Annotated in this window: 17 protein-coding genes; 7 read left to right on the top strand and 10 right to left on the bottom strand. The window is 45.0% G+C overall.

Annotation, left to right across the window (positions count from 1 at the left end):
* Positions 1-83 precede the first annotated feature (83 nt).
* Together SporoP33_RS12680 and SporoP33_RS12675 are read left to right on the top strand one after the other, a co-directional pair.
* Entirely contained in the window at positions 84-995 is a 912-nt protein-coding gene (locus SporoP33_RS12680; RefSeq protein WP_081244053.1) for a C40 family peptidase, read from the top strand.
* Positions 996-1211: 216 nt separating this feature from the next.
* The gene (locus tag SporoP33_RS12675) at positions 1212-2888 is read left to right on the top strand and encodes an N-acetylmuramoyl-L-alanine amidase (RefSeq protein ID WP_081244052.1); all 1677 of its coding nucleotides are present in this window, start codon (positions 1212-1214) and stop codon (positions 2886-2888) included.
* A 487-nt stretch (positions 2889-3375) separates the two neighbouring features.
* On the opposite strand, the gene SporoP33_RS12665 is transcribed toward SporoP33_RS12675, so the two are convergent.
* Positions 3376-3726, bottom strand: coding sequence for a hypothetical protein (locus SporoP33_RS12665; RefSeq protein ID WP_081244050.1), 351 nt, complete (start codon positions 3724-3726; stop codon positions 3376-3378).
* 89 nt (positions 3727-3815) lie between these two features.
* Here SporoP33_RS12665 and SporoP33_RS12660 point away from each other — a divergent pair, with 89 nt between their 5' ends.
* A complete protein-coding gene (locus tag SporoP33_RS12660) occupies positions 3816-5987 on the top strand; it encodes a 5'-nucleotidase C-terminal domain-containing protein (RefSeq protein WP_081244049.1) in 2172 nt (723 codons plus the stop codon).
* 52 nt (positions 5988-6039) lie between these two features.
* On the opposite strand, the gene SporoP33_RS12655 is transcribed toward SporoP33_RS12660, so the two are convergent.
* Together SporoP33_RS12655 and aceA are read right to left on the bottom strand one after the other, a co-directional pair.
* Positions 6040-7209, bottom strand: coding sequence for a pyridoxal-phosphate-dependent aminotransferase family protein (locus SporoP33_RS12655; protein WP_081244048.1), 1170 nt, complete (start codon positions 7207-7209; stop codon positions 6040-6042).
* Positions 7210-7434: 225 nt separating this feature from the next.
* Positions 7435-8715, bottom strand: a complete 1281-nt coding sequence (aceA, locus tag SporoP33_RS12650; RefSeq protein ID WP_081244047.1) for an isocitrate lyase — start codon at positions 8713-8715, stop codon at positions 7435-7437.
* Between the two features lie 201 nt (positions 8716-8916).
* Between aceA and SporoP33_RS12645 the strand changes: the two genes are divergently transcribed.
* On the top strand, positions 8917-9591 hold the full coding sequence (locus tag SporoP33_RS12645) for a LytR/AlgR family response regulator transcription factor (protein WP_231293249.1): 675 nt from the start codon (positions 8917-8919) through the stop codon (positions 9589-9591).
* 121 nt (positions 9592-9712) lie between these two features.
* On the opposite strand, the gene SporoP33_RS12640 is transcribed toward SporoP33_RS12645, so the two are convergent.
* Complete coding sequence (locus SporoP33_RS12640; protein WP_231293248.1) at positions 9713-10867, bottom strand: polysaccharide pyruvyl transferase family protein; 1155 nt, start codon at positions 10865-10867, stop codon at positions 9713-9715.
* Between the two features lie 116 nt (positions 10868-10983).
* Positions 10984-13266, bottom strand: a complete 2283-nt coding sequence (locus SporoP33_RS12635) for an S-layer homology domain-containing protein (RefSeq protein WP_196796792.1) — start codon at positions 13264-13266, stop codon at positions 10984-10986.
* A gap of 229 nt (positions 13267-13495) precedes the next feature.
* Between SporoP33_RS12635 and SporoP33_RS12630 the strand changes: the two genes are divergently transcribed.
* Positions 13496-13687 (top strand): hypothetical protein, encoded by a 192-nt coding sequence (locus SporoP33_RS12630; RefSeq protein ID WP_081244044.1) that lies wholly within the window; start codon positions 13496-13498, stop codon positions 13685-13687.
* Positions 13688-13780: 93 nt separating this feature from the next.
* Here the strand turns inward: SporoP33_RS12630 and SporoP33_RS12625 are convergent, their stop codons facing one another.
* On the bottom strand, positions 13781-15253 hold the full coding sequence (locus SporoP33_RS12625; protein ID WP_081244043.1) for an O-antigen ligase family protein: 1473 nt from the start codon (positions 15251-15253) through the stop codon (positions 13781-13783).
* Between the two features lie 285 nt (positions 15254-15538).
* Between SporoP33_RS12625 and SporoP33_RS12620 the strand changes: the two genes are divergently transcribed.
* Positions 15539-17563, top strand: a complete 2025-nt coding sequence (locus SporoP33_RS12620) for an S-layer homology domain-containing protein (RefSeq protein WP_081244042.1) — start codon at positions 15539-15541, stop codon at positions 17561-17563.
* Between the two features lie 355 nt (positions 17564-17918).
* On the opposite strand, the gene SporoP33_RS12615 is transcribed toward SporoP33_RS12620, so the two are convergent.
* The gene (locus SporoP33_RS12615) at positions 17919-20186 is read right to left on the bottom strand and encodes an S-layer homology domain-containing protein (protein ID WP_081244041.1); all 2268 of its coding nucleotides are present in this window, start codon (positions 20184-20186) and stop codon (positions 17919-17921) included.
* A 340-nt stretch (positions 20187-20526) separates the two neighbouring features.
* Here SporoP33_RS12615 and SporoP33_RS12610 point away from each other — a divergent pair.
* A protein-coding gene (locus SporoP33_RS12610) for an IS3 family transposase (RefSeq protein WP_099662801.1) occupies positions 20527-21692 on the top strand; the annotation gives its coding sequence in 2 pieces (ribosomal slippage) (positions 20527-20803 and positions 20803-21692; 1167 coding nt in all).
* A gap of 57 nt (positions 21693-21749) precedes the next feature.
* On the opposite strand, the gene leuD is transcribed toward SporoP33_RS12610, so the two are convergent.
* The 3 genes from leuD to leuB all read right to left on the bottom strand — a co-directional run bounded on the left by leuD (position 21750) and on the right by leuB (position 25003).
* A complete protein-coding gene (gene leuD, locus SporoP33_RS12605; protein ID WP_081244040.1) occupies positions 21750-22334 on the bottom strand; it encodes a 3-isopropylmalate dehydratase small subunit in 585 nt (194 codons plus the stop codon).
* Positions 22335-22348: 14 nt separating this feature from the next.
* Complete coding sequence (leuC, locus tag SporoP33_RS12600) at positions 22349-23761, bottom strand: 3-isopropylmalate dehydratase large subunit (protein WP_081244039.1); 1413 nt, start codon at positions 23759-23761, stop codon at positions 22349-22351.
* Between the two features lie 141 nt (positions 23762-23902).
* Entirely contained in the window at positions 23903-25003 is a 1101-nt protein-coding gene (gene leuB / locus SporoP33_RS12595; RefSeq protein WP_081244038.1) for a 3-isopropylmalate dehydrogenase, read from the bottom strand.
* Positions 25004-25007 lie beyond the last annotated feature (4 nt).

Here is a 25007-nt window from a genome sequence, read left to right as displayed (position 1 = left end):
AATCTCATGTTTATCCGTGCTAGTATATTCCTAGATTATAAAGCACAACAGATGATTGTGCGAAAGGGGAATTTGAGAACAGCATGAAACGTCTACTGTCTCTGGTTATGGCAAGTCTATTATTCTTTTCACTTGCACCAGAATTTGCATCTGCAAACTCACCAACTTCATTAATGAGCACAGCACGTGATTACTTGGGCACCCCCTATCGACTTGGCGGGACAACCCCTACTGCATTTGACTGCTCGGGATATACACAATACGTATTCAAAAAAGAAGGTTTATCGATACCGCGAACTACAGGCCAGCAAATGGCTACAGGAACCCCTGTTTCCAAAAGCAATCTAGAGGTTGGAGATTTAGTATTCTTCAATACTTCAGGCCGCGGTGTATCACATGTAGGGATCTATTCCGGATCTAATAATTTCATTCACGCTTCTGTAAGTAAAGGCGTTATGGTTTCCTCACTGGATGATCCATACTATTGGAAAAGCCGTTATATCGGCGCTCGCCGCGTAGCAGACTTCTCTGAAACTGCTCCGAAAGAAGAGAAACAGGTTGCAGCTTCAGCTCCTGTTAAAGAAATTGTCTATGCAACCCGCGGAGAAGTTGCACAAGTATTGGCAGAAAAGCTGGAGCTTGATATGACGACTGTGAATATTGCGTTTAAAGACGTTGACGAATCAAATCCGCATTATCACGCGATTTCCGCAGTAGCTGAAGCCAATATCTTTACTGGGGACGGCGGCAACTTTAACCCGGATAAAGAATTAACTCGCGCTCAATTAGCAAAAGTGTTAGTTGGAGCATTTGAATTAAGAGGATCAGCCATTGCGAATTTCTCTGATGTTCCCAAGGGTCACTGGGCAACTGAGTACATCAACATCCTATTCCACCACAAAATTACTACCGGTTACCTAGATGGTACATTCGGTATAGCAGATAAAGTATCAGTTGGACAATTGAATAAGTTTATTGATCGTATCAATAATTGATCATACAGCCGAATGTTCTACAAGGACATTCGGCTTTTTCTATATCCGCCATTCTATACGCTTTCTTGCCCAGCTAACAGAAGTAGGAATGAAGAATCATCCATTACCGATTACTATTTTACACAGTATGACAAAAACATCTAGTAATCATTTTTTATTACTGGTAAAATGAACCTATGAGTCTAGTAATAAATAATATTTTCCAAGGAGGAACTCATGAAACAATTCAAATGGGCAACAGTCGGTCTGTTGCTGCTAACGATTCTTGCTTTCTCACCTCTTCAGTCCCTGGCAAGCTTTAAGTTTTCCGACGTCCCAGCCGATCGTGAATATTTCAAGGAAGTCCATTACATAGCCGAAAAAGGCATTGTGAACCAGTCCGTCAAGTTCAACCCGGGTGATAACCTTCGCCGATCACACGTAGCGAAGATGCTGGTTATCGCTACAGGAAATGAAAATGTTCCTTTGAAAAATATGAACATCAACGGCTTAAATCCAAATGGCGAACAATACAAGTTTGCTAATATTGCACTGCAAAAAGGTTTCTTCCCGGTAACTGACGGTAGTAAGTTTAAACCAAACGAAGAAATTAAGCGTGACGAGATGGCTTATGCCATGTCCGTCGCATTTAACCTGTCTGAAAAAGTCACAAGTCAAAAACCATTAGGACTGACGGATGTCGCCAATCATAAATATGCGGATCGCATCAACGGCCTTTATTATGCTGGCATTACACAAGGCGACAATAAAAAATTCCTGCCGAATAATAAACTGACGCGCTCCCAATTCGCTTTATTCGTTGCACGTGCCATGGATAAGCAGTTTGCATTGACAGTAAAAACACCTGATCAGCAGTCCAGCGTAAAATACGTGCGTGTAAAAACAGGTGATGACAAAGATCCATTGAATGTGCGCAGTGCGCCGTCGGATACTTCCGCGATTATTGATGTGCTGCAAAATGGCAGATTGGTAGAAGTCACCGGAAGCGAAGGTGTCTGGCTAAAAGTGCGCATCAACGGTGTCGATGGATATATCCATGAGTACTTCACAACTCCTAACTTAAATGACGTGGCAACAAGTAACCCGACACCTGCACCGCCTGCCGTAACAGTACCGCCAAAACCGGCTCCTGCTGCAAAAACAATGGGGAAAGTAACTGTAAATGGCTTAAACGTCCGGTCAGCAGGCAATTCAAGTGCAGCTACTATCGGCAAACTGAACGCAGGCCAGAAAGTAGAAGTACTTTCCATTTCAGGCTACTGGGCAAAAATTCGCACCGGCAGCACAACGGGCTATGTTCATAAAACGTATTTGAAGTTATTGAATCAAACAGGCAATCCATTGAAAGACCGCGTAATCGTTGTCGACGCAGGCCACGGCGGACATGACCCGGGCACCGGAAAGAACGGCCAATCTGAAAAATCCATCACGTTGAATGTGTCTAAGAAATTAGAAGCAAAGTTAAAGAATGCAGGCGCGAAAGTGCTGATGACGCGTTCTACAGATAAGTATTATTCGTTAGAAGCACGAACAGACTTTGCAAAGAAGAACTACGCAGAAGCATTCGTTTCAATTCACGTGAATGCGGCGGGCTTTGCTGCTAAAGGAGCAGAGACGTTCTATGATTCGTCTTCTAACGTAAATGCCAACGAAAGCCGCGATTTGGCTTCTTTCATTCAGCGTAATATCGTCCAGAAGGCGAATATGTCTGACCGCGGAGTGAAGAACAATCGTTTTTATGTTATCCGTAATAATAACGTGGCCGCTGTACTTGTAGAGCTGGGCTTCCTGACGAATTCACAGGATTATGCGAAGCTTACGAGTGAGACGTACATGAATATTTATGCGGATGCAATTTATACAGGTTTGTATCAGTACTACAGCAAGCAATAAGCAGCTCCCCCCTTCCGGATGTTTTCTGGAAGGGGGTTTTTGTGTGGGGGGTTGGGTCGTTGCTCGATCGGTTGTCGGGGATTGGAGTTGGCGAGTGTCTACTCTTTGGACCCGCGCCGGCACGTGGGGGATTGCCTTTCGCCATGAGCCAGCTGGCAACGCCTCAGTGAGTTCAATTCCGTTCTGGCTCTGGTTTTGGGGGATCGTTGCTCGATCGGTTGTCGGGGATTGGAGTTGGCGAGTGTCTGCTCTTTGGACCCGCACAGGCACGTGGGGGATTGCCTTTCGCCATGAGCCAGCTGGCGATAGTGCGCGCCAGTTGTCTCATGACTTCGGCCGACCCCGCAGTTGTGCCTGCGCTGCTGAGTGGGGGCAATCCAGGTTGCTGTTTAATAGAGAAGAAGTGCAGTGACTGGTTGACGACTTGCGTGTGCTTTGGCAAAAGACGTGTCAGATTCTGCTTCCCCCCTAACTGAACGGAGGCGCCTTACAAGCGGTAGGCGTAGCGGTGAGACTGACAGGCGATCTTCCTGTCTGGCTCATTGCGTAGCCATCCGCAAGCGCCGCAGTGGCTTCTATGCCGTTCCCCTTGTCCCCTTATAATGACGGCAACTGGTGTAATCCAGTTATGATACACAAGAACAAAGCCCGTCCGCACAGCACTTGCCCGACACTTTTCCAAAACCAGAAGCCTAAGTGACTTCCACTCACTGAACGGAGGCGCCTTACAAGCGGTAGGCGAAGTGATGAGACTGACAGGCGATCTTCTGTCTGGCTCATCGCGGAAGCCATCCGCCAGCGCCACAGTGGGTTCAATGGATTCTCCATTTCCTTCCACCCTTCATTGCCCCCTAACCGGCTTAATGGTAAACTATGTATAGTAATCTTATATTTCAGTATTATCAAAATTGAAAGGTGGAAACGTCTATGACTACGAAGCTGATCAAATGGACCGCCGCGTCTGCGCTGCTGCTGTCTGCCGCATCTATCACGCCGACAATTGCCGCTGCAGATCAGACGGACAAGTTCTCTCTGACCGTCCTGCACTCGAACGATACACACGGACACGTAGGCAATGCACCCGAACGCGCCGCAGTCGTTAAGAAACTGAAAAAAGAACACCCTGCGAATCTCTTGCTCGATGCAGGGGACGTATTCTCCGGCACCTTGTACTTCAATGAATTTGAAGGCGAAGTGGACATGAAAATTATGAACTATCTCGGCTATGACGCTATGACGTTCGGCAATCACGAGTTCGATCTCGGGCGCTCAGAAAATGGCCATGGGTCCCTTGCCAAAATGGTCAAAGCGGCCCAGTTCCCTATCGTATCTTCCAATGTAGATTTCTCGAAAGATCCATTATTTGACGGACTGCAGAATGATATCATTACTGACTCACCTGAAAATGGGCAGATTTATAATGGCATTATCAAAGAAGTAAACGGCGAGAAGATCGGAATCTTCGGTTTGACGACGGAAGAAGTTGTGTCGATCTCCAGCCCTGAAAAAGTGACGTTTACGAATTATATTGCAGAAGCGAAAGAAGCGGTCTCTGCATTTGAAGCTCAAGGAATTAATAAGATTATCGCGATTACGCATATTGGATTTGACGATAATAAAGCAATCGACAATGATCAGGAATTAGCGAAAGCCGTGCCGGAAATTGATATTATTGTCGGCGGTCATACACATTCTAAACTCACTGAGCCTGCAGTGATCCATGCGGATACGGATCCTGTTGTCATTGTACAAGCGAATGAATACAATAAATTCCTTGGCCAACTGGACGTGGAGTTTGATTCAAACGGAGTAATTACGAGTTACAGCGGAAAGCTTCACGAGATTGGCGGCGAAGGAGCTGAGCGTGATGCCGGCGCGGCTGAAATTCTGGCTCCTTACACGAAGCAAGTGGAGGAACGAATGGCGAGCCCGGTCGGAGCAACTTCTGAAGTATTCCTGAATGGACTGCGGAATCTGGGCGGTGTGCGTGCTAGCGAAACGAATCTGGGGAACTTGATTACGGACGGTATGCTGCAGAAAGCGAAAGAAATTGATTCTGATGTGTCCATCGCATTCCAAAACGGCGGCGGAATCCGTTCTTCCATCGATAAAGGAGAAATTACGTACGGAGAAGTTCTGACGGTGCTGCCTTTTGGCAACCCGCTGGCCATCGTAGAAATCAGCGGCGCAGAGTTGAAATCTACTTTTGAGCACGCAGTAAAAGAGTATCCGAAAGAATCAGGCGGTTTCTTACATGCCGCGGGTATGAAATTGCTTTTTGATCCTTCTAAACCGGTTGGCAGCCGTATTGTTTCATTAGAAGTGGACGGCATAGAAGTAACGGACAGCAAAATGTACAAAGCAGCTACAAATGTCTTTACTGCACGCGGCGGCGACGGCTTTGAAGCGTTGGGCAAGGCTTATGAAGCGGGACGCGTCAGTGAACCGGGGTTCTCAGACTGGGAAAACTTTGCGGATCATCTGAAGTCATTGAAGACCGTGTCAAAAGGCATTGAAGGACGCATACTGGCAAAAGTTCCGTTTGCTGATGTGACAACGGATAACTGGTCTTACCCGTACATTTCCGATTTATATTACCGCGATCTGCTCAGCACAGAGACGGACGCATTCAAACCGGGGAACAAACTGACTAGAGCACAGGCCACTTCATTTATCGTCAGAGCGCTGGAATTGCCGACTGACCATGTGACTGCTTCCCCTTTCAAAGACTTGAAAGACTATGCGGCTGCTACACAAAATGAAATTGCGGCAGCGTATGCACAGGGAATTGTTAAAGGGCACGGTGATCAGTTCCAGCCGAACCAGCCGGTGACCCGTGCGCAATTTGCACAAATGATAAAACGTGCGTATGAAAATTACACAGACAAGCCATACACAGCTGCTTCTTCTACCCCATTCGGTGATCTGGGCAACTACAATAAAGAAGCAAAAGATGCCATTGCGATGATGGCGGAATTGAATATTGCAAACGGGGACCAAGGCCATTATATGCCTTCTGCTTCCACTACCCGTCAGCAAACAGCAAAACTAATTTCCAACTTTATCCTCAATATAAAACAAGTGGAGAAAGCAAAATAAGTTGCTAAAATAGGCCGGTAAGAGAAAATTCATTCTCTCGCCGGCCTTTTTATTATACAGTCAATTGATTTATTTCATTTGTGAATACTTGCTGCGCTTTGGAAATATCCGCTTGGTGACCCATTTCAATCAGTGTTTCTCCAATTTGCATGACCGCTTTCTCCAGCATGTCGGCAGTGGTGTTGCCCATATGCCCGATACGGAATGCTTTTCCGGCCAGGTGAGCGAGTGAGCCCGACAATACCGTTCCTTTAGCTGCCATCGCTGCGCGGAACTCCGCGTCATCTACCCCTTCAGGATACAGGATGCAGCTCAATGTCGGTGCCGCGACTTCTTCTGAAGCGATCGCATTCATGCCGTAGACTGCCAGGCTTTGACGGACTGCGCGGCCGAATGCTTTATGTCTTGCGATACGGGCATCCATCCCTTCTTCCAATACAATTCGCAGCCCTTCTTCCAGCGCATACACTAAGTTCACTGCCGGTGTGGCAAAGTATTTGGAAGGATCGTGCATGACAGGCAGCCAATTATAAATATCGCAATAATATGCTTGCACACGCTCCATCGCCGCGCGTGCATCCAATGCCTTTTGATTGAATGCAATCAACGCCAGACCCGGAGGCACACCAATCGCTTTTTGTGATCCTGTCAGGACGATGTCGAGCGTATTTCCTTCACCGCCGTATTCTCTGCTCATATCTTCGTCCATTGCAGTAGAAGCACAGACGCCGTCTACGATCACGAGCGCGCCATGTTTCTTGATAACAGGGACGACAGCTTCCAGATCAACCGCCACACCTGTAGATGTATCTGCATGTGTGACAGTGACCGCCTTGTAATTGCCGCCCGCCAGCTTACGGTCAATTTCATCAGGCGTTACTTGCTGTCCCCATTCCGACTGCAATACATCCACTTGAATGCCGAATGCCTGCCCGAGCTTGATGAAACGGTCGCCAAAGTACCCTTGGCTCACAACGAGCAGCTTCTCGCCTTCTGCAATCGTATTCACAATCGCCATCTCCATTGCAATTGTTCCAGAACCTGCGACTACGAACACTTCGCCGTCTGTATTGAAAATTTCTCTTGTCTGATCAATCGTCCGTTTATAGATTGTAACGAAGCGCGGATCGGTATGTGACCATGTCTCGCTTGCCATTGCATCGTAAATGGAATCTGCTACCGGAGTAGGCCCGGGAATTAACAGCATTTCTTTATTTCTCATTATCTAACTCCTCCTTTTAATGAAGTCCATGCCTTCTATCATATCGAAACTATCAAAATTTTTCAAATATAAGAAAAGGAGGAAATTGGACTCGCGCCCAATTCCCTCCCACTTTTCACTCCATCTGCTGGCAGATGTTGTGACCCCGTTATCATATGAATACCCTTTTGTTGAAGCGTACAGGAATTTCTCCCAAAAACCCTGTTTAGTACAGCGTACGTATTATTAGAACTGTGCTGTTTCAGTTGAACCAGACATAGCAGTTGTTGAAGATTGACCTTCAGAGATCACTTGTGCAACTTCGTCAAAGTATCCTGTTCCAACTTCACGCTGGTGACGAGTAGCTGTGTAACCTTTTGATTCGTTATCGAATTCAGCTTGCTGAAGCTCGGAATATGCACCCATACCGCGAGTCTTGTAGCCGTGAGCCAACTCGAACATGCTGTGGTTTAATGTGTGGAAACCAGCAAGTGTTACGAACTGGAACTTGTAGCCCATCTTGCCAAGTTCAACTTGGTACTTCTCGATTGTTGCTTCATCCAAGTTTGCTTTCCAGTTGAATGAAGGTGAACAGTTATATGCAAGCATTTTTTCAGGGTATTTCGCGTGAATTGCATCAGCGAATTCTTGAGCTTCTTCAAGTGATGGGTGAGAAGTTTCACACCATACTAGGTCAGCATACTCTGCATAAGCAAGTCCGCGTGCGATTGCTTGTTTGATGCCTGGCTTAGATTTGTAGAATCCTTCCGGCGTACGCTCTCCAGTTAAGAATTCTGCGTCAGCTGGATCGATGTCGCTAGTTACCATATCAGCAGCATCTGCATCTGTACGAGCGATGATTACTGTGTCTACGCCCAGAACGTCAGCAGCTAAACGTGCAGCAGACAGGTTGCGAACTGCGTTTTGTGTTGGAAGCAATACTTTACCGCCCAAGTGTCCGCATTTCTTTTCAGAAGCTAATTGGTCTTCCAAGTGAACACCTGCAGCTCCTGCTTCGATCATGCCTTTCATCAGTTCAAACACGTTCAATGGACCACCGAAACCAGCTTCCATATCTGCAACGATTGGAGCGAACCAATCGAATCCGTCTTCACGGCCTTCTGCATGGTCGATCTGGTCTGCACGTTGAAGTGCTTGGTTGATGCGCTTGACAACTGCAGGTACAGAGTTTGCCGGATATAAACTTTGGTCAGGATACATTTGTCCTGCAAGGTTTGCATCAGCAGCAACTTGCCATCCGCTTAGGTAGATTGCTTGTAGACCAGCTTTAACTTGCTGTACCGCTTGGTTACCTGTTAACGCACCAAGTGCATTGATGAAATCTTCTTCGTGAAGTGATTTCCAAAGGCGAGCAGCACCCTTTTCAGCCAGTGTATTTTGAATTAGAAGTGAACCGCGCAGCTTTACTACATCTTCAGCAGTATAGTTACGTTTGATTCCTTTCCAACGACTATCCTCGGCCCAGCTTTTCTCCAGTTGTGCAATTTGTTCTTGTCTTGTTGACATTTTCTTCACACCTTCCCAATTTTTCAACGGCTAGCTGTTACAGTCTGTTTCATAACAGCTATCTTCGTTATGTATTACTATATAACAGGGTGTTAGAATTGTCAGTCCATTTCGACAAAAGGGCTTTTTTAGAGGATGAAAGAATGGTAGAATGGATGAAAGGCCTTACATTAGAGTGTAATTATATAAAAAGGGGATTATATGAATAAAATGGAAAATAACGACGTCCCAAAAAAAGTATTACATCAATATGCCACCATTTTAGAAGACTGGGTTCCAAAAGATGCTTCTATCGCCATTGCTGTGGCAGAACGCTATATCTACTACGAGCCGGGGATGCATGATATTCATTTGAAGGAAGGCCAGAATATCCAAACAGGCAGCATTGCGGAAGCTACCATCAGAGAACAGCGCAAAGTGGAAGTCGTCATGGATAATTCCCTATACGGCATGCCTTACTTTGGAATTGGCTATCCTATTGAAGTTCAGGAAGAACCGGGAGCATTGATCATTATCTTGCCGCCAAATTTCCACGTATTGAAACGCGATCAGCTACAGTTTCTTACAGGCAAGAAAGAAGATGAATGGTTTCCCATTCCTCTTGATCAGGTCAGTTATATAGAAAGTCTTCACAAGAAAACTTGGTTTTACACGGCGGGTGAGAGCTACAACACGAGCTTTACGTTAAAGGATCTGCAGCTTCGTCTGCCAAGATGTTTCCTGCGTATCCATCGTTCGTACATCATCAACATGAACAGCATCGAGAAAATCTCCCGGGACTTTTCATCGAACCTTGTCATTAAGCTGGTCAATGGCACGGAATTGCCTGTCAGCCAGACGTATGTCACTGAAGTACGGTCTATGCTTGGATTTTAACTATTTCTGTATTTACTGTTATAGCACTTGAACACAGCTTCTGCCTCCCATAATTAAAAAAAGACTGAAGATGACTTCCATAGTTTTGGAAATCCTCTTCAGTCAGGGCATATAATGTATTTTATATGCTTTTTTTTATGGCTTCTGTGAATTGACGCGTCCCCTTCATGGCTGCTTCGTATAATGTATCGGAAAGTTTTGCGGTTTTTTCGCATGTATCATTCCAGTCAGATGCCAACGAATCGTAGGCGTCTGCCAGGTAGCTGTCTGATGTATGCATCTCATCAATCGGGATGGCTACATGGGATAAGTCCGCAAGCTTCATAAAGTCCGTCACTTTATGATGATAACAAACTGCGATCACGGGTGTTGACGTGCATGTTGCGAGTATGAGTGAATGCAGTCTTGTGCCGATCAGAATATCCTGTGAAGCGGTAACTTCCAGCAAATCTTCCGGCAATAGATTGCGGTCAATAACAGTGGTTTGTTTTGATTCCTTCATTAAAGCCTGAATATCTTTCGTCACATCGGCATCCTGCGGGAACTTAGTAGCAAAAAATGTGATCTCCACAGGCTGTGCTGCTGCCAGTACATCTAAATTTTTTGCCATTCCTTCTATATACTGCTGATAAATCTCTTCCTTACTCTCCGGCCAGTATCCCCCATGATAATAAGGTACGGCCGTCACACCGATTTTCAGCGGACGGTCCGCTGAAGATTGACGTTCGCGTTTCAATGAAAACGCCGGATCCGCCATTACTTCAACTGATTTTTTCACACCTATAGATTTCAGAAGCGCTGCAGATTCCGGATCTCTGACGGAAATACTCTCTGCATGCTTGCTCATATAGCGGATAAACCATTTGCCTAATTCGCTGCTGAGCGGTCCTGCGCCGCAGCCGTATACCACATAAGGAACCCCTGAATTTTTGGCCATCATCGCATACGATCCGTATAACGGAGCTTCGCGCTTATAAAGATCCATCAGAATTCCGCCGCCGCCAATAATAAGCAGATCAAACGTTTTAACAATTTTTTTATTTTGAAGATAGGTTGCACCAAAGGTTTTCACCGCATTGCCCTTTTTATAATATAACGGGGCGCTCATTACCTGATACCGTTTTGCGGTTTGCTTCGGGTTATTGCTGAATACCGTAATTGCATCACTTGGCACGTTGAAGGTAGATGTAACTTGTGAAATGATACTCAGCAGAATCGCTTCATCACCATTATTATCGTTTCCGTAGTTCCCTACAATTCCTATTTTCAATTTCATACATCCTTTATAGATCATTTGCTACAAGTATAGCAGAATGATCTTTTTTATTGTATTCAAACGTAATAGAAGCCTCCCAATCAACGGACGTGCCATTGATCGGAAGGCTCCTTTGCTTATCGTGCCATACTTCTGTATAAAAATGCGCTGAATTGTGCCCGGTTCACCGGAATGCCCGGCATAAATTCACCTTTTTCATTTCCTGTCGTGATGCCGTGATTCGCTAATATATGAATCTGCTTGTATGCTCCGTGCTGCGGAGAGACGTCTTTAAATTTCTCCTCAGATTCTCCTTCCAAATTATACGCTTTGACTAAGATCATTGCCATCTGTGAGCGCGTTAACTGCCCCGTCGGATTAAATGTCCCGTCAGAATAACCGCCTACGATATTGGCATTAGCAATTGCGCTGATTTCATTATAATAGCGGTGCGTTTTTGGCACGTCACTGAACTCTCTGCGCGCTTCTTCCACAGGCGGCAAGTTGAATGCACGGCTTAAAATTACCGCGGCATGCTGTCTCGATAACGTATTGCCCGGATTGAATGTCCCGTCGGTATCTCCAGTAATGATGCCCCGGTCACGCAAGAAATAAATTTCCGTTGCGTAAGCGTAGGATAGCGGCACATCTGTAAAAAGTTCTTTGCTTGGATTGTCAACGACAGGCGGTACCGGATTCGTCACTGGCGGCGCCTCTGCAGACTTCACTTCAACCGGTAGGGCAATCGTCTTTTTCCCGAGCGTTGCCAGCACTTGTCCTTTTCCTTCTTTCGTTGCTGTAAAAGTTCCAGAAGAAGTAATAGTGCCGATTTCGTCACCTGTGACACTCCATGTCAATTGCTGCGGCTGATAAATGATCGGCTTGCCTGAAGCATCTGACGGCGTCGCAGTAAATGTGATTTTCTCTCCCGGCTTTACACTCGCTGCGGAAGCTTTCACATCCAGTCTTGCCGGCTGATCAACTACCGTCACCGGGAATGATTGTTCCGCCTTGCCATAGTTCACAGATATACGGTCTTCCCCTGCCTGCACCGCTTTATATGTCAGTCCGGTTCCCTCGACTGTTCCTTTTGCGGAAGTCGTTTTCAGCTGTGACGGATTCGGAGTGATTGGATTATAAAATGCGTCCAGAACGTGATTGATCTTCAAGTCAGCCGTCGCGCCAACAAGCATTTCACCTATTTGAGACCTTGACACGCTGATGATTCCCGGTTCTCCTGTCGGTGCCGTACTCACGGCTTCGACAATTGCCGAAACATTCCGCTGTGTGGAATTGGATGTGCGATTCGCCAGCACCACCTGATTGCTGCCGTATTTCCGGATTCCCATTGTAGTTGAACCGCCGCCGTCAAAGTTCAATGCACGGTCATACCCTTGCGATACAAGATAATCTGCAAATTGAGTGAGCGACATTCCGTTACTGTATCCCGCGCTTGAATCCACCGTTACTAATTGCACTTGCTTTTTGTCTTTACTGATGGCAATAGCCGTTCTTGCTGTTTTCGCTGTCGCCCGCCAGTTATTCGTATCCATCGTAATATGGCGCTTTCCGTCTTTGACAAGCATCGGGCCGCTCGCCATCATGAATTCAGAGTCCTTCCATTTATCATCGATCGACAGTTTCAACGAAAGCGGATCTCCCACAGTCACGGACTTAAAGCGTTCCAATCCTTTTTTGCCATGGATAGATACAACAAAACCGTTCGGCGGAATCGTCACGGCTTTCTTATCGCCGTAGCCGCGTACGTTGACGACTTTCCCCTGGAGCTGCTGTCCATAATGCGTCGATGTGATCGAAGCATTCGTTTCCACTACCAATTCGATGCCATATTCATTGGACCCTGTAGTGTTTTTATTGTACTGCGGAGTGAAGATTATCGTTTCATCCGCCTGTCGTTCGCGGTTAATGCCTGTCATTTGAAAGACATTGCCGTTCACACCGACTACAATTCCTAAATTAAAATAATCAATTTCTGCAAGTCCGTTGCTCGTCAGGCCGAATGCAATCGGATGACTGACATAATAGGAGGACGCACTGGAGATGACACCGCCATTTACAATTTCATTGCCTTGTGACAGCAAATACATCGGCATGCCGGATTTCATATCGAAGAATGACGCATTTACGGCACCGACTACCCGGTGACCTTCCCTCGAATCACGGTTCGCAAGCGTTAATGTAGGCGCTGTTTTTGCAATGGGCGAAGGAAGCCCCATTTTCAGCTTCGTGTATGGATCACCAAGATTGATGCCTATGTGATTGATGTGACTGCTTGCTGAATATGTATTATGTGTGTACGTGACGCCTGAAGAAACCGGGTAACTCGTAACAACTTTTGTACTTGCAGCTGCTGAAAACGGCAGCGTGATTAGCATAGCTGCCGACATTGCGGTGATCACAACTTTCCGCTTCGTCCGGGACAGCATAGTATTCTTTTCGATAAGACAACCCCACCTTTTCTACTCTGTATCAATCTCCAGTCTACCAAATATTCCTTTAGTTTACATGTACCGTTTGTATGAAAAAACATAGATTGGCAGATTACATGTCGAATTGGGGGCGGGTGTGGCGGATGGGTATGAGCGTTTGGGGCCCGTGATTGAGCGGTAGCGGGGCAGCTATGATCGCTTGGCCTTCGTGATTGAGCGGACGCGGGGCGGCTATGATCGCTTGGCCCTCGTGATTGAGCGGACGCGGGGCGGCTATGATCGCTTGGCCCTCGTGATTGAGCGGACGCGGGGCAGCTATGAGCGCTTGGCCTTCGTGATTGAGCGGACGCGGGGCAAGTATGATCACTTGAACTCTATGATTGAGCAATGAAACTTTTACAACTGGAACAGCGCATGATCAAGCAGCACGCAACGGCGATCAACACGTTCCGCTTTCTGAAAAGAAAAAACTGCGGACGGAAGGTTATCCGTTCGCAGTTTTTGAGGAAGGTGGCTGGTGTTTGCCAAGAGCGACAAATGCTCCAAGCAATATAAAGTAAAACAGTGTATACATCTTCAATTCCCAGATGTTGTAGTACATACCCGAGACACCCGTTGAAAACCAGAGGGCAATCATGAAGACTCCGAAATTTGTATGCCGTGATTTCCAGAATAGCCACAACATGCTGAGCAAGAATACGGCAAAGATCAGTACCCCAACCACGCCAGTTTCAGCAATGACTTGAATATATTGGTTGTCGGAATAGAAATACTTTCCGCCATAAATGTCTGAACTGATTCCGTAGTGAGCATAGATGGGTGATCCATAGGATAATGTGGCGGATCCGCCAAATGAGCCGAACCCTGTGCCTGTTATAGGGTGATCACCGAAAATTTCAAAGCCTTTTCGGATATAATAGAATCGGCCGCTTTCCGTCATTAGAGCTAAGTTCTTTTCATCGAATGTTTCCCCGAAGCGTCCCCCGATACTTCCCGCGCCATCAGGCTTCTGCTCGATTTCTACGCCAAGTTCCTGTATAAATTGCACAGCAAGGTTAATTGGGTAATAGATCAGGATAATTGAGGCGATGCCTGCAACGGCCAGCCGTTTCAGTAAATACCATTTTCTCGTCATCAAAATAAATACAGCGCCAAATGTCACTGCTGAAATCCACGTTCCCCTTGAATACGTCAAAATTAAAATGCCGAAGAATAAGACCAGCAATACGCGGAACGTCCATTTGTATTTATTGTGCTGATAGACATGCTGTAAATAAATAACTCCAATAATACCAAAGAACAATGATAAGGCGAGAGAGTTCGGATTGCCCGCCAGCCCATAAATCCGGACAGCATTCGTGGCGGACAGTACTTTATACTTCCACTCTTCCGGCAAAAGCAATTGGCGCAGCGACAGCTTCTCCACTAACCCATGAAACGACATGACAATATTGACCCAGACCGTTACCCATGCGAGCTGCTGCAGCCACTTGTCTGTCAGCGCCATCCTTGAAATTACATAATAAAGAAGATACATAATTACAAAAGTCCGGATTTGGAAGATGACGGCCGTAATCGTTACATCTTGCATCAATCCTATAACCGAACCGAATAAAATAAAGGCGAAATATGCCCATTCAAACCATTTAAATGTAAATAAAGCACGTATATTATACCGATAGTGAAACAGTGTCCACGCGAATACGACAAAAGTAATCAAATCTCCTATTAATTTTACTCCGCTGTTTACTTCGAGCAAAAATGGACGGATGTTGATATAGATGACCAAAAACAGAATGCTCTGCTGAGGCTGAAGAATAGAAAAAATAAGGAAGAATAAGGCCGTTCCAAGCAAAGCTATTTTTGAAGGCAGCAGCAATGCGATGAGCATGACAGCTACTGCAACCAGTAAGGTAATTGTAGATTGTTTTTCCAATCGCTGTTTCCATATATTCATTAGTCTATAAAACCCTTTCTGCGCTTGCTAGTTCCTTGTTGCATTATATCACTATCCATGACGGAATAGGGAGAGCTTTCGTTGCATCTTTTCGAATAATTATAATTTGTCAATTACAGGGAGATATCTTATCGGATTCCCCTTCTGAAAATCCCATACATTTACCCGTTTTAGCATCTTTCCAAACTTTTTTTACAAGAATAGTCTATTAATATACCAAATGTAACTTATCAAAGATAGTACATTCTGCTACAATAGCAGGAGATTACTATAGGAGGTTTTGACTTGAAACGTTTGATTACATTACTGACGCTTTTACTACTGGCCGCTTCCCCTGTCTTCACTCCGACAGCAAACGCCAATGATTTCACGGGGCATCAAATGCAAGAAGAGCTGAAATTTTGGGTGAACAAAGGCGTAATTCAAACTGATGCAAAAGGCAATGTCTACCCGAATCGTGCAGTTACCCGCGGAGAATTCGCTTCGTATTTGGCACGTTCGCTTGATTTGCCCGCTTCGTCACGGTATACCTTTAAGGATTTGAAAGCAAACCATTCCCGCACGATTGAAATTCAAAATGCAGCGGGCGCCGGGATTTTGGCAGGTTACCCTGATGGCACATTTAAAGAGAACCAGCAAATTACCCGTCAGCAGATGGCAGGAATGATCTTTAAAGCATTCCGCTTCTTGGATATCCCGGTCAATACAGCTACTGTACAGTTTAAAGACAGCAAGAAAATTTCGCCGAATTTCGTACCCGCTGTATCGTCTGCTTCCTCGTTACATATCATACGCGGCGACCAAGGGTATTTCAAACCGACAAGTAACGCAACGATTGCACATGCTTCAGCATTTTTATTCAGAATGTTTGCAGTAGCTGACGGTAAAGGCAGTACCCGTCCGCCGGCAAATACAGGCAGTGTCGACAACCCTAAAGTGCATAAAGTAAGCGCAGTTTCAAACAGTCAGTTGAACGTTACAGATGAATCGTACATGAGTTTTGAAGATGCATTGGCGGCATATAATGCATCTTCTGCAGTACAGGCAATCTCCATTAATAATAACATTATTAAAATGAAGTCCGGTCAGGCGTTTGCAGCAGAAAACCCTAAGCAATATACGTCACTGTACAGCGATCCTGCACTGAAAAATGAAGTGACATATATACAGAAAGGCTATGAACTTGAATATATCGGCAGCAGTCCGGAACGAGTAGTAGTGGAAGTGGGCGGCTATACATATTATGCGAAACATGCAGAAGTCGACCTGATCCCTACACTGCTTTCAACAGGCGCAAGCCGCTATAAAGTTACAAATGACGGACTGCTTGTTCATCAGCCTTATTATCGTACATACGATTCCAAGACGAAACAATACAAAGGCAGTTACGCGGAATACACAGTAGGCCCCGCTTCATCTGAGATGAAAAAAGGACAAACTTATTTAAGTAATGATGGCGTGCATTTCAAGGAACAAAACGGCACAGCATCAGTTACGTACTACCCGTACTTCCAGTTCCAGTCCGTACGTCAGCCTACTTCCTACACAGGCCAAGAACTGAATCGTTTCATTGCCAATGCATTGACAGCTAGAGAAAAAACAGGGATCTCCCGTTACAAAAACGCATCCTCTAAATCAAAATTAATCGGTTTAGGAACATATGTGAAACAAATGGAGAAACAGCATCATGTCAATGCGATGTTTATTTTAGCGACAGCTATACATGAAAGTGACTACGGCATGAGCACGAATGCACAACAGAAAAACAATATCTTCGGAATCCGTGTATTTGATTCCTCTCCGGATAAAGGCGAAGTGTACTTAAATCCGACAAAAAGCGTCGATGCATTCATTACCCGTTACATTAATTTGAACTACGCTAACCCGTTCGGCGCCTATGCAAATGGGGCAGCACCGGGAAATAAAGCAGTCGGCTTCAACATGAAGTATGCATCTGATCCTTTCTGGGGCAGCAAAATTGCCGGTCACATGTGGCGAATCGATCAGTTCCTCGGAAGCAAAGATGCAAATCAGGCGCAATTGGCCGTAATCTCTTACACAGGCAATACAGCAGTCAACATTCGGACAAGCCCGCAAGCATTGAATGCAGGCAATATTTTATTCTCATACAAACCAAAACATCCGGGTAATCTGGCAGCATTCGGCTATCCACTTGTCGTCACAGACCGCACCACAAGTGCAGACGGCTTTGTTTGGTATAAAGTGCGCATGGATGCAAACCCGGGCACACAGCAAAACAGCGAACCATACGGCTGGATCCGTTCCGACCTGGTTACACTTATCAATTAATATCCGGCTCCCCCATTTCCCTACACTGGAAATGGGGTATTTTTATGGACCGGTTTCCGGACAAATGCCTATTCGCCTGCTCTGTCCGAATGCAAGCCAGCCCATCCGCTCAATAAACTTAGCAAGCGCTCATACATAACTGTTCACCGATCATTAAAGCAATCAAGCGATCAATAGCCTCTCCTAACCGATCAGTAAAACCCGCCAAGCGATCATAACCCTTCGTTCACCGCTCATTCACCTGCCAGGCGCCCCATGAAATAAACTCAAAAACCATTGTCTGTCTGCCCTATCTACTGCCGGCTTTATCCATTAAAAAACACCATCTCCAACTTGCGGAGATGGTGTTCTTTCCTTACAATGCATCTGTATATTCGGGACCTGCCGGCAGCAGATTGGACATGTTGATGCGTTCCAGTCCCTTTTTAATTTTTGTCGTATACCCTTTTTTCGTACTGTTTAAATAGCCTGCCTTCGATTTAATCATCCGCTCGAATACTTTCGCTTTCGACTGGTCGACTTGCATCCACATTTCATAGGAATGAATCAAGTCTTCCAATGTCAAATGAACATAGTCCGTTCCTGAGAATTGACCGTTCGGCGCACGCTTATACCAAATATCCCCGTTAGAACGCGTCCACTTTTTCTCTTCAAAGCGAATGGCTTTTTCAATTGCGCTCGCATTTTCCAAGTACACTGGATCTTTGAACTCCTGGAAGGCAAGCAGAAGGATGTTCATGCCGCCAAGCAAGTGGTTCATTGATGTGTGGGTCTTCACCTGCTGTTTAGCCGGGAAGTAATCCGGAATATAATAGGCAGTAGAAGATAACGCATTCACATTGCCTTTTTTATGCTGCTGCACCAGCAGGTTAGCATAGTTGCGCAAACCTTCGTTGTAATCTTTATGGCCAAATGCACTCCCGCCGTTATAAAGGAATAATGCAATTTGCTCATTGAAGCGCGTATCGACGAATGGTGCCGTGAAGTTGTATAAATGCTGCAGATACGTACTCGTTACTTCAGTTTCCCAATACGTTTTATTGCCCCTGAAAATAGACAGGTTCGTAAACGCGTTATGCAGAATATCTTCGTAGTAGCGTTCTTCTGTCTGGTTATAGAGCAGCATGACACGGTCTTCTTTTACAAGAAGTAAATTCCGTCCGTACCCGCGTCCTGAAGCGGGCATCGGTTCGATGGTCGTTGCCATTTTATTATACGGTCCATTGGCTGTATACCATTTATTCCGCTTTTTATAATTCGCGACGGATTCACGCAGCCAGGAATCCAGTCTTTCACTTGTTGAGAACAGCTTCTGATCGGATGCCAGATACCAATGGTCAACGATGTCATATCCTCTTGAATGCAGTTCAAACACGGATACACGGTTATTCCCCATTACGATATTGCTGTACGTTTCTTGTTCGTCATACAGTTCACGCGTACGGCTGATGGCACCATTTCGGTACTTCATCTCCAGATCGCGGGAGCGGTACATTTTTGAAATCATTTGCTGTCCGGTGCCTTGCTGTGAAACAGTTTCCAGGACACCGACAGGGGAAGTTGCAATATCAAATCCGAATGTATCGTCAATATCTTTTTTCATTGGGAATTTGTCGAAACGCTCCATCTTGTTCGCTGTAACCCCTTCATCGATTCGTACGAAATCAACACGGAGCGGCAAACGGTCAGGATTGCGCAGCTCTACAAATGTAAAATAATCACCGTTTGGCAATTCACGTTTCGTTACAGTGACTCTTGTGTTCTTTCTGTCACTGACGCCATAGACGTATTCATGGTCCGTAGCATGTCCATGGGGTTTTACACGTTTTGCAGCTAATGACAGGAAGTGGTTGGAGCGCAAGTACGTCTGTCCTTCTTTTGTCAATGGCACTTCTGTCAAAAATTGATTAAAACGGATGGGCTCGAATTTCCCCATAGTTTGTGTTTTATTGAACGTAATCGGCTGCTTTTTTTCAAGCAATCCTGACTGAATCATTGCTCTATGTAAAAATACGGCGAATGAACCACGGTTAACCGGGAGTTTCGGAGCGAATGATCCATCTTCTTTACCCGTTGTAATGCCATGCTGCATAAGAACTTTTACGCCGTATCTGTGCGATTCACTGATTTTATGTTCATCTGTGAAGCGAACTTCTTCACCTGTATCCTTCAGTTTAAATGCATTCACCAGCACGCTCGCCATTTGCTCACGCGTCAGTTCATCGCTGACTCCGAAATTGCCATCCGGCTTACCTTTAAATATGCCCTCTTGATAAGTAGACATGGCACCCCGCAAGTGGGAAGATTTCGAACTGACATCTTTAAATATCGGCTGATACGGTGCTTCGGGCAACTTTAGCGCGGCGGTCAGTAAGTTTGCTGCCTGTCCCCGTTTGATACTGATCCCCGGACGGTACTGCAAATCTTGATAACCATTAATAATTCCCTCTTCCACGAGTTGAGTTACTTCATCTTTAGCCCAGTACGCATTGCTGATGTCAGAAAAGCGCTGGTCCACTGTTTCCGCCTTCGCATCATACGGAAGAAAAGTGAATAAGACGAACAGTGCAATAAGAAGAGAACCCGCAACCGCGAATATTCTCTTTTTCGATCCGGTCAACATGTTTTTAAATCAACTCCAATTTTTGTTTTTCTCCATTTTAGTATGCGGTTTACTTCGACAATTATAGCATAACCGCCATTTTATTTGGCTGTCCGCTGTAAAATGAATGATTTCCTAATTTATCCTCGCCCGCCGTACAGACGCATAAATTCGAATAAAGTTTCAAAGTTTCTGTAATTCCTTCATTACACATCGTTTTTATACTGCGAATTTTACAAACATGCAAAAAAACGGTTCACGCTCAGAAAGCGATGTGGGCTAACCTAAATTTTTGAGACAATATAAAACACCTTCGAAGTGGTACACTTGTAAAAAGTACTTACAACGGAGGTGTTTTTGCGTGGGCAAAAACGTATATTCAAGCGAAGTAAAATGGGCAGTTGTCAAAGATAAATTGAGTGGGGAATTAACAACTAAAGAAATTATGGAGAAGCACGGAGTCAAAAATAAATCCCAGATTGAAACCTGGATGAGATGGTATCGTGCAAATGAAATATATCGTTTTGATCAACCGATAGGTAAACAATATACCTTCGGTCATGGGCCAGAACTTTCGAGTGAAGCGGACAAGAAAGAACGACAGATGTCTCATTTAAAAATGGAGAATGAGATTCTAAAAAAGTACATGGAGATCGAAAGGAGATTGAGAAAGAAATAGTTCTGCAGATTGTGGAAAAACTAAAAAAGAAGTATACAATAACAGCCATTTTATCCGCATTAGGAGTACCACGAGCTACCTACTATAGGTGGCGTCTGGAGGAAACGGATAAGTCTCTTTCAGTGGAAGAGGAGGCTATTATAGAATTGTGTAAACGCACTAAATATCGGAATGGACATAGAAAAATCAAAGCATTTCTAAAGCAGGAATACAACATAGAATTGAATCGCAATACGGTTCAACGCCTCATGCAAAAGCATAACTTACAGTGTCGTATCAAGCCTAAACGAAAGTGGAAATCTCAAGGGGAAAGTATCATAATTGCCCCAGATCTTCTTAAACGTAATTTCACAGCTAGTGAACCGAATCAGAAGTGGGTAACCGACATCACCTATATCCAGTATGGTAGTACGACAAAATATCTTTCAACCATTATGGATTTATACAATAATGAAATTGTTGCTTACAAATTATACGACCATCAACAGACACCACTCGTAATTGACACATTAAAGGCGGCACTAGCTGCGAGAAACCACCCCACAGGAGTGATTATACATTCGGATCAAGGGAGTGTGTATACGTCATACGCGTATCAAGCCTATATCAAGGATAACGACCTGATCGGCAGCATGTCACGTCGAGGAAACTGTTGGGACAATGCGGTGATTGAATCATTTCATTCGAGTCTGAAATCTGAAGAATTTCAATACGTTAAATTTAATTCATTACGCAATAATATTGTAGTTGAACGAGTAATTGCCTATTTAAATTATTATAATGAAGAACGTATCCAAGAAAAATTAGGCTACCTGACACCGATAAAATATGGTGTCAAAGCAGCCTAATCATGGTGTTTTATATGTGTCTCATATCGCTAGGTCAGTCTAATGAACCGTTTTACATTATGCGTGTTTTTGTTCGTACTCTGAAATTTTATCCTCGTATTGGAACGTCAGAGATATCTCATCCCAGCCATTCAGCAACATTTTTTTGTAGTACGGGTCAATATCAAAACTATATTCAGAACCGTCCTCGCCCGCTACCGTTTGATCTTCCAGGCTGACCGTCAATTTATAAGGTGCTTCTTTGCCTTTTTGTAAAAACTCATCAATTTCTGCTACGGAGAGCTTAATAGGCAGAATCCCATTCTTAAAGCAGTTGCTATAGAAAATATCAGCAAAGCTCGGTGCGATGACTACACGGAAACCGTAATCCAAAATTGCCCACGGCGCATGCTCACGGGATGAACCGCAGCCAAAGTTTTCATGTGCCACCAAAATAGTTGAGCCGTCATATCGCGGATCATTCAGCACGAAATCTTCGTTTTTTGTGCCATCTGGATTAAAGCGCCAGTGGTAAAATAAATATTTTCCGAATCCCGTGCGCTCAATACGCTTCAGGAATTCTTTTGAGATAATCTGGTCTGTATCTACGTTATTTTTATCTAATGGAGTGAGAACACTCTCTATTTTATTAATTGGTTCCATCTGAATATCCCTCCTTAATTATGCACAGCGGCCTGGATTTTACGGACGTCTACGAAATGTCCGGCAATTGCTGCCGCTGCGGCCATGGATGGGCTGACTAGATGTGTACGTGAACCCGCACCTTGGCGTCCTTCAAAGTTTCGGTTGGATGTGGATGCACAGCGTTCACCCGCAGGCACCACGTCGTCGTTCATTGCTAAACACATACTGCATCCTGATTCTCTCCACTCAAAGCCTGCATCAATGAAGATTTTATCAAGACCGATATCTTCTGCCTGTTTTTTCACAGTACGTGAACCAGGAACGACGATTGCCGTCACGGAAGGATGTACATGTTTGCCTTTTACGACACTTGCTGCCGCTTCCAAATCGCTCAGACGTGCGTTCGTACATGAACCAATGAATGCATGCTGAATTTCTATATCTGTCAGCGGCATTCCTTCTTTAAGACCCATGTAGTCCAGCGCCGCGCGAAGTGCTGATTTATCTGTTTCGGAAGTATAATCCGCAGACGTAGGGATACTTGCCGATATACCGGATCCCATGGATGGGTTCGTTCCCCATGTAACGAAAGGCTCGATTTCCTCTGCATCGATTTCAAGCACCTGATCAAACTTTGCGCCTTCGTCCGTGTTTAGCGCAAGCCAGCGTTCAGCCGCAGCTTCAAACTCTTCACCCTGAGGAGCATAACGGCGTCCGCGCAAGTAGTTAATTGTTGTTTCATCAGGACCGATCAAACCAGCTTTCGCTCCTGCTTCGATGGACATATTACAAATCGTCATTCGTTCTTCCATTGACAGTGCACGAATTGCTTCGCCTGTATATTCGACGATATGACCTGTTCCGACACCAATTCCAAACTTTGAAATAATCGCAAGAATGATGTCTTTAGCTGTCACCCCAAAACCAATCTTTCCTGTTACACGGATTTCCATTGTTTTTGGTTTGCTTTGCCAAAGTGTTTGTGTGGACAATACGTGTTCTACTTCACTTGTTCCGATACCAAACGCAATAGCACCGAATGCTCCGTGTGTAGAAGTATGACTGTCACCGCAAACAATCGTTTTTCCCGGCTGTGTTAATCCAAGTTCAGGACCGATAATATGCACAATTCCCTGATCGGGGTGCTCCATGTCAGCCAATTGTACCCCAAACTCTTCACAGTTTTTTTCAAGAGTCGTAATTTGTTTTTTGGCGATCGGATCATTAATGACCGGCAAATTTTTTGTCGGAACGTTATGATCCATTGTCGCAAAGCACAGATCCGGTCTGCGCACTTTGCGGTTTGCCAGACGCAGGCCTTCAAATGCCTGCGGTGATGTCACTTCATGAATCAGATGAAGATCGATGTATAATAGATCCGGCTTTCCCTCTTCTTCATGTACTATATGCTGATCCCAAATTTTTTCTATAATTGTTTTTGCCATAATTGTTTCTCCTTCCAAGCCGTTTCCAGAATATCTGTTCAGCCCTTAATCCATTACCCAGTCTGCCCTGTGCACAAAGGGCTCACCAAGTTCGGTATGCCCTATGATGCCAGTCAGGCCGAGATTATATTGTCAAAATTTTTAGATATATGAATACATAATACTGTTGGAAACGAACTGAAGATCCAGTTCATCCACAATTTTATCTGTCCATTCTTTTGTCGTCAGCGCACGCTGGTCTTTACCAGCCAAATCTGCCGTGAAGTGACCTTCTTCAAATACAGTGTTAACCGCTTTTTCAACAGCTGCTGCTTCTGTTTCCAATCCAAATGAATACTTCAGCATCATAGCAACTGACAGAATTGTGGCCGCCGGATTTGCGATTCCCTGTCCTGCCACATCCGGAGCTGAACCGTGCACTGGCTCATACAATCCTAATCCGTCTGCGCGGACACTTGCTGAAGGCAATAATCCAAGTGATCCTGTAATGACGGATGCTTCATCACTCAAAATATCTCCAAACATATTCTCTGTAATGATTACATCGAAATATGCAGGGTTCGTAATTAATTTCATCGCTGCAGAGTCCACCAGCTGGTGTTCCACTTCCACATCAGGGTATTCTGCTTTCTTCTCTTCAACGATTTTTCTCCAAAGCTTACTGGATTCGAGCACATTCGCTTTGTCCACAGAAGTTACTTTGCCTTTACGAAGGCGGGCCAGTTCAAAACCTTTGTCGACAATACGTTCGATTTCTTCACGCGTATACACAAGTGTGTCAACAGCTGATTGATCTGTGTGGCGGCTCGGTTTACCAAAGTATAATCCGCCGGTTAATTCCCGAACAATCATCATGTCCACGTCTTTGACGATTTCTTCTTTTAAAGGAGAAGCCTGGATCAAAGAAGGCACAGCTGCAACAGGACGAAGGTTCGCAAATAGATCAAAATGTTTACGTATTGCAAGCAACCCTTTTTCCGGACGCAGTTCAGACGGGTTTTGATCCCATTTCGGTCCGCCCACTGCCCCCAGGAGAATAGCGTCACTTGATTCACATAACTCAATTGTCTCTTTAGGAAGCGGATCATTTTTCTCATCAATTGCTGCTCCGCCAATCAATCCATATTCTGTATGGAATGTATGATTAAAGCGTCTGCCGATCACTTCCAAAACTCTGACTGCCTCTGCCACTACCTCGGGTCCTATGCCGTCACCGGGTAATACTGCTACTTTCTTTTCCATAGAA

Source organism: Sporosarcina sp. P33, from assembly GCF_002077155.1.
Lineage (GTDB): Bacteria > Bacillota > Bacilli > Bacillales_A > Planococcaceae > Sporosarcina.
This window is presented reverse-complemented; position numbering and strand designations above follow the sequence as displayed.

Bases quoted from the DNA above. Each gene is read 5' to 3' on its own strand.
- SporoP33_RS12660 (WP_081244049.1), top strand. From the start codon at position 3,816: ATGACTACGAAGCTGATCAAATGGACCGCCGCGTCTGCGCTGCTGCTG.
- SporoP33_RS12645 (WP_231293249.1), top strand. From the start codon at position 8,917: ATGAATAAAATGGAAAATAACGACGTCCCAAAAAAAGTATTACATCAA.
- aceA (WP_081244047.1), bottom strand. From the start codon at position 8,715: ATGTCAACAAGACAAGAACAAATTGCACAACTGGAGAAAAGCTGGGCC.
- leuB (WP_081244038.1), bottom strand. From the start codon at position 25,003: ATGGAAAAGAAAGTAGCAGTATTACCCGGTGACGGCATAGGACCCGAG.
- SporoP33_RS12675 (WP_081244052.1), top strand. From the start codon at position 1,212: ATGAAACAATTCAAATGGGCAACAGTCGGTCTGTTGCTGCTAACGATT.
- SporoP33_RS12615 (WP_081244041.1), bottom strand. From the start codon at position 20,186: ATGTTGACCGGATCGAAAAAGAGAATATTCGCGGTTGCGGGTTCTCTT.
- SporoP33_RS12655 (WP_081244048.1), bottom strand. From the start codon at position 7,209: ATGAGAAATAAAGAAATGCTGTTAATTCCCGGGCCTACTCCGGTAGCA.
- leuD (WP_081244040.1), bottom strand. From the start codon at position 22,334: ATGGAACCAATTAATAAAATAGAGAGTGTTCTCACTCCATTAGATAAA.
- SporoP33_RS12640 (WP_231293248.1), bottom strand. From the start codon at position 10,867: ATGAAATTGAAAATAGGAATTGTAGGGAACTACGGAAACGATAATAAT.
- SporoP33_RS12680 (WP_081244053.1), top strand. From the start codon at position 84: ATGAAACGTCTACTGTCTCTGGTTATGGCAAGTCTATTATTCTTTTCA.
- leuC (WP_081244039.1), bottom strand. From the start codon at position 23,761: ATGGCAAAAACAATTATAGAAAAAATTTGGGATCAGCATATAGTACAT.
- SporoP33_RS12625 (WP_081244043.1), bottom strand. From the start codon at position 15,253: ATGAATATATGGAAACAGCGATTGGAAAAACAATCTACAATTACCTTA.